8 protein-coding genes and 2 pseudogenes are annotated in these 9,335 nt (G+C 53.9%); 7 read left to right on the top strand and 3 right to left on the bottom strand.

Annotated features, from left to right (window positions below; genetic code table 11):
- Nucleotides 1-150 (top strand): annotated as a pseudogene (locus ACRYA2_RS26325) (IS6 family transposase); the annotation flags it as partial.
- Nucleotides 151-1,610: 1,460 nt separating this feature from the next.
- Nucleotides 1,611-2,355: pseudogene (locus tag ACRYA2_RS26320) on the top strand (SDR family NAD(P)-dependent oxidoreductase).
- Between the two features lie 52 nt (nt 2,356-2,407).
- Here ACRYA2_RS26320 and ACRYA2_RS26315 read toward each other — a convergent pair.
- Nucleotides 2,408-4,300 (bottom strand): hypothetical protein, encoded by a 1,893-nt coding sequence (locus ACRYA2_RS26315; protein WP_433634734.1) that lies wholly within the window; start codon nt 4,298-4,300, stop codon nt 2,408-2,410.
- 822 nt (nt 4,301-5,122) lie between these two features.
- Here ACRYA2_RS26315 and ACRYA2_RS26310 point away from each other — a divergent pair.
- Together ACRYA2_RS26310 and ACRYA2_RS26305 are read left to right on the top strand one after the other, a co-directional pair.
- The gene (locus ACRYA2_RS26310) at nt 5,123-5,665 is read left to right on the top strand and encodes a DUF7342 family protein (protein WP_433634732.1); all 543 of its coding nucleotides are present in this window, start codon (nt 5,123-5,125) and stop codon (nt 5,663-5,665) included.
- Between the two features lie 3 nt (nt 5,666-5,668).
- Complete coding sequence (locus ACRYA2_RS26305) at nt 5,669-6,136, top strand: hypothetical protein (RefSeq protein WP_433634730.1); 468 nt, start codon at nt 5,669-5,671, stop codon at nt 6,134-6,136.
- Nucleotides 6,137-6,265: 129 nt separating this feature from the next.
- Here ACRYA2_RS26305 and ACRYA2_RS26710 read toward each other — a convergent pair whose 3' ends face one another.
- Together ACRYA2_RS26710 and ACRYA2_RS26300 are read right to left on the bottom strand one after the other, a co-directional pair.
- Entirely contained in the window at nt 6,266-6,394 is a 129-nt protein-coding gene (locus ACRYA2_RS26710; RefSeq protein ID WP_472850143.1) for a hypothetical protein, read from the bottom strand.
- A gap of 108 nt (nt 6,395-6,502) precedes the next feature.
- On the bottom strand, nt 6,503-6,724 hold the full coding sequence (locus tag ACRYA2_RS26300) for a SprT-like domain-containing protein (protein WP_433634728.1): 222 nt from the start codon (nt 6,722-6,724) through the stop codon (nt 6,503-6,505).
- Between the two features lie 254 nt (nt 6,725-6,978).
- Here ACRYA2_RS26300 and ACRYA2_RS26295 point away from each other — a divergent pair, with 254 nt between their 5' ends.
- The 3 genes from ACRYA2_RS26295 to tbsP all read left to right on the top strand — a co-directional run bounded on the left by ACRYA2_RS26295 (nt 6,979) and on the right by tbsP (nt 8,909).
- Entirely contained in the window at nt 6,979-7,287 is a 309-nt protein-coding gene (locus ACRYA2_RS26295) for a DUF7344 domain-containing protein (RefSeq protein ID WP_433634726.1), read from the top strand.
- An 82-nt stretch (nt 7,288-7,369) separates the two neighbouring features.
- Nucleotides 7,370-7,720, top strand: a complete 351-nt coding sequence (locus ACRYA2_RS26290; RefSeq protein WP_433634724.1) for a HalOD1 output domain-containing protein — start codon at nt 7,370-7,372, stop codon at nt 7,718-7,720.
- Nucleotides 7,721-8,099: 379 nt separating this feature from the next.
- On the top strand, nt 8,100-8,909 hold the full coding sequence (gene tbsP / locus ACRYA2_RS26285) for a transcriptional regulator TbsP (protein WP_433634722.1): 810 nt from the start codon (nt 8,100-8,102) through the stop codon (nt 8,907-8,909).
- Nucleotides 8,910-9,335: the final 426 nt, after the last annotated feature.

The raw sequence follows: 9,335 nt of genomic DNA, 5'->3' as shown, positions 1-9,335 counted from the left end.
CGCCATGGAAATCGGAATGCCGTTGAACGTGTTTTTAGAGAGATAAAACGGCGCACTTCATCGTTTAGCAATAGCTTTAGCCACGTCGATCCAGCGACCGCCGAAACGTGGCTGCAAGCGTTTGCCGTCTGGTGGAACTCGCTAAACTAAACACGATGGTAGACATCGGTACTAATATCGCATATGTTCGTCCTGGAACGTCACCCCTCCTCGTGTTTGGCCACTCAATCTCTCTTGATGTACACGCTCGCGATGGCACCGCCCGTCGTAAGACATGGTGAGGAGCCGATCAGCCAATCGCACTCACGAGACATGAGAAGCATACCTGGTGACTGAGACGCTAGCCGATTGTGATTGAAATGGGCGTGAGTAGTCAGTAGTGGCTATAAGACAGCTGTTTTCGATTCCGAATGATGTATGTGAGTCGAAGCCAAACTGGGAAAGTATGAGTGTGCTCTCGCGGGTCCGGCGGGTGATGACGACCAGCGAGGACCCAGATGTGGTGATCGAATGCCGGCAGTGTGGGACCACGCTCGACACCACACCTGATCGCTGTCCAGCATGCGGCAGTGACGATATCGTTGCCACCACTATCAACTAACACAGCCCACCACATGGTCGGCTGATCGCAGTGGTTTCTTGTCGTGGAGAGTCCCGGAAAGCAGATCGGCGATACTCCGTGAGCCAGTGCTCGTTGAGGATTCAACCATCGTGCACCGGTGGAAAACGGTGAGTGGATGACAGTGTCCGTCCCGGTCGATGGTGGGTTGTGGTCGGAGGAGCTCGAAATTGACGAGTCGCGTGTAGGTGAGACGACGCTCCGGCAGAACCACAAAACGGCGTCACGGGTGTTTGCTGGACTGGCACGGTCGAAGACGCAGAGCGGTCTGATACCGGGATCGGTCCTGGGTAGGCTTGTGGGGACGTACTGTCTACATCTGACCACACGGTTCGATTCCGAACGTGGCGAACAACATATTCGAGACACATACGGCGAGCTGCTGTGCTCGCAGTTCTGGCGCCATCCCAATCCAGACCGGGATGGTTCTTTGTCTCGAAACTCACTATACGAGCGCGGTCGAGGGGATCATGGATGACTCTCTTGCGTCGCTCGCGCAGACCGTGCCGACGATCTTCCTGCACACAACATGGAAGTAGACAACCGACGTGCAGATGCCAAACTAAGAGTGGCATCGCAGTCTCGGCGTACTTCTGAAGACTGCTGTGACCGCTTACCAGGTGGCGGTCGATCTCCACGCTCCCGAGTTGCATCACTCGATTTCGACGTAGAGGATAATGCAAAAGACGCATGCTATCAGCTACTGCTGGTCGCCGAACGCGTCTGTGAGCAGTGCAAGCACACCGTCGGAAGCTACTATCAAAGTCGCGTCGAAGACCATCGCGTCCCAGGAACAGCGACGAGCTTCGATAGCCCGCTCAGCGGCGGTGGACACCAATCCCGTCCGTAGCGATAGGAAGCGTCCCGAGATAGTGGATTTCGCTTAGAGTCATGCTGGTTCTAATTGCCTGACACTCACAACCAACTATCTACTCCGTCAGGAGACCGTCTCTGCCGGGAGGCTTAACATTATTCCAACTGAACAGTGATTATGGGAGACCTCGACGGTAAATCCACTCTGGTTACTGGCGCGTCGAAAGGGATTGGGCGGGGGATTGCGGAAGGGTTCGGTCGTGAAGGTGCCACGGTCGTAGTGAACTACCATTCGGACAAGGAGGCTGCCAAGGAGACGGTCGAAACCATCGAGAACGAGGGTGGGACTGCTGTTGCTGTACAGGCCGATGTGAGCGACGAGGACGAAGCTCAGCAACTCGTTGAGACAGTGACGGAGGATTTGGTGGCATCGACGTGCTCGTGAATAACGCAGGTGTCCTTGAACCGTCGCCGCTGGACGAGATGGACGTCGAGACGTGGGATCAGACTATATCGGTCGACCTCCGTGGGACGTTCTTGGTTACACGCTTCGCCATTGAGGAGATGCTTGACCAGAACAGCGGCCGAATCGTCAACGTCGCGTCGCAGTTAGGAATCAAGGGTGGTACGGAACTCACGCATTATTCGGCCGCGAAAGGCGGTGTTATCGCCTTTACATGGGCACTTGCTCGGGAAGTCGCACCCGATGTTCAGGTTAACGCTATTGCACCAGGACTATCGAAACAGATCTCCTTGACAATATGACCGACGAATGGCGTGAAAATAAACAATCGGAGGTCCCGCTCGGTCGAATTGGAACCGTTGACGAAGTCGTGCCCACGGCCATATTACTCGCTGGAGATGGCGGTAACTACTATACGGGTCAGACGCTCAGCCCCGACGGTGGCGATGCAATGCACTGACCATAGTGTAACGTCGAAACAAAGCTAAACTAAGAGAATAAGTGACTACTAGTCAGTATCCTTTCAATTGAAGTTCGGCAAGGGCTGCGTAGGCAGTCGCACCAGCTGGATGGGGGACCTCATCCATCGATGCTTCAAGCAACAACCACAAGATTACTCGTTCATTTTGAATCTGATCACCATCCACGTACTGGGCCGGGTGATAGTAGTCCAGTTCTACATCCAGATCATCTGCTCGCATAGCCTGTGACTTGGCCGGCCCGATTTCGTCAGATTTGCGCTTGAGGACAACAGCCTCCATGCCTCGATCCATAGGAAGATCGATAGTCTGAGACCCATTCGGGTTTGTAAACCTGAGTTTTGTTCCTGGTTCACCCTCCTTATAGAACTCTTTGGCGGGCTTCGACCAGGAGTCGCCGTCGAAGTACTGTACTTCAACGCCATCCCGTGTACCAGGCGTAACGTCGAACGCCTGTGCTGAAATATACTGCTGCACGACGTTTTCCTCTCCCTTGTAATCCTCAGGTTGTCCGTACCCATAGAGCGATTCAGTGACATAGCCAGGACCGTGCCGCCGCCAGATAGGAATGAACCGACCATCTTCGAAGAACTCATACGAGATATTGTAGTTGTACGGGCCGAACCGCACACCGGAGTGGAAGTCGATACTCGACCGTCCCTGAGCGCCAGTGTGGTAGTGGGTTCGGAACTGGAAACCCTTCGGGTGGTCACGGCGTTTGGGATAATCGACTTTGGCAAGTGCTCCAGGTCCGCCAAACGAGATACTGTGAATATCCCAGAATATGTGATGCCCGTTGAATTTCGGTTTATGCTCGGGGAAGAACCAGTTGAGCGTATTGCGTCCTTTTCGTGGCGGGAGGTCATACCCAGTAAATGTTGTCGGCGCCATGCCGTTCATCGCACTGAATACCGGCTGCCCGCGGAATTGTCCCTCCAGTTTTACTCCCATGGTTTCTGGGGGTTCCCAGTGGATCTTCCAGCCAGCATCCGTGAAATTCTTGTCTGGAAGCGTTTCGAATCGGTGGTAGCCCTTGTTTGCCGTTTTTATCGGTCGCTTGGTTTTCGGCACGTCAGGGACCTTCCCTAAGACTGATTTGTTGTTCGGTTTGATTTCCCGAGCCAGATCCTGGGTTGAGTATCGAACAAAATCATCGACAAAGTACATGTCCACGAACTTCGGCTTGTCTTCTGAGACATCAAGGAATCCGGACACAATTCCCATACTATCTTTGCCGACTGCCGGGAAAAGGACGATTGTCACGTTCCCGTGACGGAGTCCTTCACCAGCTGTGATACTCTCACCGACTTTGATACTCGGCCACCAGTCCTTGCCTTTGAGGTACTCTTTGACTTCTGGCTGATCGTAGAGAACCCGTCCTCGGCGGATATTTTTCTTCTCGTATTCTTCCTTCCACTGGATGTCCATCGGATCAGTAATCTGAAGTGCAACGAGTTCGTTATGCCGGCGGTCAACCAACCCATAGATTGTTTGCCGATTTTTAGCGGTGATATCCCACGATCCCTTATCGAAACTTCCGTTAGCAGTGTAATCTGGACACCCCTGGACACTGATTGTTCCAAGCGTGTTGGTAAGTGGCGCATAGGCTTCGAAACTACCGATCCAGTTTCTTGCTATTTTGTTTGCTTTTGGATCTTGTAGTAGTACCCTGAGCGCCTCATTACGGCGATACGTATGGGTAATCTCGTAATTTTCTTCATGGAAGTCACGCGGTGAGACTCGCTTTGCGCTTGTAATTCGCGTCGATGTATCCGACGAGGAGTTCTTGTTGCTATCGTTCGAACTTTCGTCCTGTCCTCTGGCAGTTGTACAGCCCGCAAGTGCACCGAAGGCACTGAGTCCTCCGATTTTCGTGAACGCTCTTCGTCGTATTCCACTGGAGTGTCGATTGTTATTCCCCTGCATGGCAGCTGGCAATTACTGTCCGCAGCCAAATAAAGTGATAGGTAGTTGTACATTAAAGACTGCTAACTTTAGCTATTCGGCAGAGTACGTAGACCCAGCCCTTCGAAAATTCGACTATGTTACTCATCATCCAAATAGAACACTAGTAATGAAGAGATGTTATTAAGATCGCCATCAACTCTGAATGGATACTGCTAGCACAGCGAGGTGCTTGTCCGAAAGACAAATGTTCACGATGATTGGCTCGGAGAATTCCAAATACACAAATCTAGAAAAGATAGACTTGTTCGCCAAGAACGTTGAACACGTTGAATCACCGACGACGGGAGTACGCTCACGTTCGGCGACGAAGACGATCGCGATCCGACCGACCGCGATCCATCGTCGAATTCGGCCACGGTCACGCCAAACCAGCTCGCGAGTGAGGGGGCGGCGCTCGCCTACGACACGCTGGCTGACGCAGTCACTGAACCGGTTGATGGCGGGCTGTGGTCGGCCGAGCTCGAAATTGAGGCGTCGCATGTAGGCGATACGACACTCTGACAGAATCACAACATCGCCTCGTGGGTGCTTGCTGGGCTGGCGCGATCGAAAACCCAGAGTGGTGTTCTCCCGGAGAGGTCGGGCAGCATGTATGGGCTATCAAGTCGTGATACCGCGTCGTCGGGTAAGCACGAATGCTGCAACCCCGGGTAGAGCCGCCGAGGCTGGCTCTAAGTTTGCTCGAAATCCGCTTGCTACATCGATGAGAGGGCGGATAGTGAGTTCGACATGGAGCGAACGACCTCAACATATATGGAGATGGAACGTGTACTGTAGCGTATGACCGAAGACGAATCGAATTCCGAGAGAGGGCTTATGGAACAACAGACCACGGGCGAAGACCGTGTGCGGATGGTCGCCCGGCAGCTGTCGGAGCCGCGGACGGCAAACTGGATCGCTTCCGAAGCGGGCTGGTCACACGAGCCGACCAAGCGCGTCCTCAAACGGCTCGTCGATGACGGGATCCTCCATCGTGACGACAGTGGCACCCATACCACGTATTACCCCGATTATCGCCGCCAAGCGATGCAGGAGGCGATGCGCCTTCGGGACAGCGGGCACACTGTCGAGGAACTCACAGACCGCCTCGCCGACATGAAGGCACAGATCCGAGACTGGGAGGACGAATTCGATGTCGAGTCACCGAATCAACTTCGCGGGACGCTCACTAACGACGCCATTGACGTCGATGAAGAAGACCGTCGCCGTGAGATCGCACGTGAGTGGGAGCACCGCCAGCGTCGCATCCAAATCGTCGGGTTCGCTATTCGCGAATGGGACTTCCTCGCCCCAACGACAGAGCCCGTCGAGGCCAGCAGCTAACGGATGTCGGTCCCGCATCCCGGTGGCGATCCGAACGCGAATCTATACGCGCAACTGAAGCGGGACGTCCTCGACCGTGTTCCACAGATTATGGCGGTCAAGTACGTTCCAGACGATATCGAAGCTAAGCAGTTGCAAGCAATTTTCGATCCGGACCGCCTTGCTCCACCAACAGGGCCGGATTCGCCGGCACTGACTGTCAAATGGTATCGGCAGGAACCCCATGATTGGTTCCGCATTAACTATACTGATCCAAACATGGACTTTCATGCTGGCTGGCACCAGGATGAGGATCATCCCGACCTCGGGCGTGCGCATTTCCAGTACTCGGTCGCCGATGAAGAGGCCCGATGGGGTGTCACATTCGACCAGGAGACTCCTTCTCTGATTCTCTGGGAAATCGTCGAAGATCTCCTTGAGAACGTTCGCACAACATACCAGTATAGAACAGGCAATCACGGCTCCAGATAAGACATCTGGGAATGCGCTGAGCGATCACTCGCGAATTCCTTCGATCACTTCTTCAGATGACCGCCGTTGAGGTTCTAGGAACGGTCGTCGCCATGACTACCGTTTTGCAATGTGGACAACGGTCGGCGGTCATTGCCCAGAACCCTCTTCGACGCGGAGGTTTCCGCCGCAGTCGCCACACTGGTAGTCCTCGGGATTGCGCACTGTCTTCGAGCGACGATACTGCCCGATACGCTGGCCGCAATTCACGCAGACCAGCCACCACTTCGGCGAGGTGAATCGCTCGCAGTGCTGGTCAATGTTGAGCGGCTCCGTCCAGCGGGCGAACGTCTCACCGTGGTCCGCCTCGCCAAACTGCCAGTACTGCTAGGCATGGACGAGTTCGTGCCGCACCGTCTTGCTGAACTGCTGCCAGCCAAATTCCTGGTAGGCGTCCCAGGTGAGCCGAATCGTGACCGCTTCAGTGGCTGGGTCGTATTCGGTGACGCCGGCCTGTCGCTGCGCCCGCTCGGAAATCTCCCAGTCGATCGCTTCAACGGGGAATTCAGGGAAGTGCTCGGCAGCGACGGCGGCCGCGTGCGTTCGCACCCGGTCGATCGGGGCGTGCCTAGTTCTTTCGAGAAGAAATAGGACGGGAGAGTGGGAAAGGGAGGCCGTACACAGTCTCTGAGGAGGTGGATGCGCTGTAGAATCTCTCGATTGTTTCCTCGTTAAATAAGACAGGGTTAGGGTAAGTTATTCATGAATGCAAATCGTTCACAACGACACTAGAAATGAAAACACACACCATGGATGAATGGAGTCGATCAGCAACCAGCACTAACAACCAATCTTCAGGAGTTATGCAATCGACACAGCCCGATTTGGATGACCTCTTCCGTGCCCTTAGTCAGCGTGAACGTCGACAAACACTTCGGTATCTCGACCGCCAGGATACTCCCGTCGCTGTCGAGGAACTCGCCACCACGCTCGCTACTGACCAACAGCGCCACGACACGGAGCAAGTAACACTCGCACTCACTCACAAACATCTCCTGCTGTTAGAGGAGACAAATCTCGTTGAGCGGACGTCACGAGAGCGTGTTATCGCTACTGACGCTACAGGCGCAGCCATCGATGTGCTAAACACGGTGTGCTACTATTTCGAGTAGGGTGCTAGATAACACATCTCTACCGGCTAAAATCCCGGCGTAATCGCCTGTTACTCAATGGGATAGGGTTCTGAGCGAGAGTATGCAGAGTTCAGCAACGGGAGTCGAGACAGCGACAACTACCTGGTTCGGTCCGGAGACAGACACGCCAGGTTCGGGTTCGCCGACGCGCTATGAGCTGACCGAATCGTATCCGATCGACCCAGCACAACCGCCGACACATGAGGTCATCGACGCTGTCGTAGACATGAGTGAGCTTTCGGGCGGCCAGACGACACTGACACTCTACGAGCATATCGACCCGGATGCGCTCAATGATCTCATAGATGCTAGTGAGGACAAGCGGAGTCATGTGGAGGTTCGATTCCGAGTCGACGGGTATCTCATCGTCGTCCGCGGCACAAACACGATTCACGTCTACGAGCCTCTGTAGGACTCCTAGTTGAAACTCAAGGTAGCAACAATAGTCTGAGCCATAGCAACCGGCAGCAGATGTAGCATGCCGTCAGAGGAAATCAAGCTTGCTGTTACGTTAGTATAGCATACTAACCCCCGTTTCTTGTGGTATTGGTTTACACCTCTTAAAATGTGGAGGAAACGACAGGGAGAACCAGTGCTGGGAGGGGCTTTTTTGGCGTAGTACCGCTGTTGAGGCTCATTCTGAGCGACTGTGGAGAAGTCTGAACGCAGTCATTCAAGAGAACAATAACGTCGCTCAACTGGGTTACGTGGCTTCGAGTGCTATTTTATTCGGGGGTTGCGGTTGGTAATGGGTCTAGAACAAAGGAATCGTAGGTTGTCGTAGAGTAAGTATGTCAACCGAAGCGGTGAACCCCGATACGGACTTTGACGAAACGCTCGCATCGCTATTTGGTGATGCCGAGACAGTGCTTGTGGTAAATCCATCGCTGGCGGTGTTTCGAACGGCGATGGAGACAGCGTTCGAGTTCGACGATGAGTTGCCGACGCTACAAGTACTTGCAACACCGGATGTCCTCCGGACAGGGACTGAGGATTTCATTCTGGCTAGCCAGGTTGCGGACTTGATCAACCAAGAAACGCTGTCGTTGCGGACGACGACTTCGATCGCGCGGAGTTCACTGTTTGTGAGCAACGACCAGGTGATGACAGTCGTGCCAGTTGATGGCGGATTGAGTGGTCTGACGTCGACGGATGAGGAGTTCGTCGAGACAGTGCGGTCAGCGTTTGACGACGACTGGGATGAGGGTGAGGAGTTTAGTCTACGAACGCCACCGCTCTCCCGCGTTCAAGACACGCTCAGTGAGGAGTTTGACGAAGAGGTCGAAGACGACTTTATGACGATGCTGGAGTCGATGGAGACTGTTCCTGGTGAGGAGGATGAACTTGATGAGGTGACGATCGCGTTGCTGGTCGCTGCGGATAACGAGTTACTGCTCTATGATCTCAGTAAATGGGGTGAGGATGTGGGACTGGCGAGTAAAGCAACATTCTCGCGGACCAAGACGCGACTTGAAGATCGTGGGCTGCTTGATACAGAGAAGGTTCCGATCGAGGTTGGGCGGCCACGCCTTCGATTATTGTTAGAGCCGGACGATCTGGAGGATGTCGATGCCATCGCTGAGCAAGCGACTGCAGCGTAGCTTTCACCGGTGCTAACTGCTCGTTTGCAGTTTCGTCTATTGGGGACCACTACTGAAGAGGTGCCAATGTAGGGTACGGGACTACGCATTCTATGGTCGTTCTCGGTGAGGATTGAGGAAAAGGAACGTAGGGCTAGCTCCAACTTTACTCATAGGGACTTAGAGTAAATCTCTCTGAAGTTATAAAATATCTACCTTTATCCTGCTCGCTGTTGTCTCCCGGTTTATGGATCCAGTTCGGAGTGGTATTGGTGGGGGAATCGTTGCGACGGGTGTCTTATTCATATTTTTATACTTGGCAGACCTGTTGATCGGTGGACCAGATCCGTTTGCGTTCGCAACGTTCCTCGATGTGTGTCGAGTTTGGGGACCAGGTTGTGCACCTGGGAGCGCCTTAGCCACTTATATCTCTGAATTCTGGTTTTT

The sequence above is a fragment of the Halomicrococcus pelagicus genome (assembly GCF_050954125.1).
The sequence above is the reverse complement of the archived record's forward strand: the minus strand, read 5'-3'. Positions and strand labels throughout refer to the sequence as shown.

Bases quoted from the DNA above. Each gene is read 5' to 3' on its own strand.
- ACRYA2_RS26310 (WP_433634732.1), top strand. From the start codon at position 5,123: ATGACCGAAGACGAATCGAATTCCGAGAGAGGGCTTATGGAACAACAG.
- ACRYA2_RS26315 (WP_433634734.1), bottom strand. From the start codon at position 4,300: ATGCAGGGGAATAACAATCGACACTCCAGTGGAATACGACGAAGAGCG.
- ACRYA2_RS26290 (WP_433634724.1), top strand. From the start codon at position 7,370: ATGCAGAGTTCAGCAACGGGAGTCGAGACAGCGACAACTACCTGGTTC.
- ACRYA2_RS26295 (WP_433634726.1), top strand. From the start codon at position 6,979: ATGCAATCGACACAGCCCGATTTGGATGACCTCTTCCGTGCCCTTAGT.
- ACRYA2_RS26305 (WP_433634730.1), top strand. From the start codon at position 5,669: ATGTCGGTCCCGCATCCCGGTGGCGATCCGAACGCGAATCTATACGCG.
- tbsP (WP_433634722.1), top strand. From the start codon at position 8,100: ATGTCAACCGAAGCGGTGAACCCCGATACGGACTTTGACGAAACGCTC.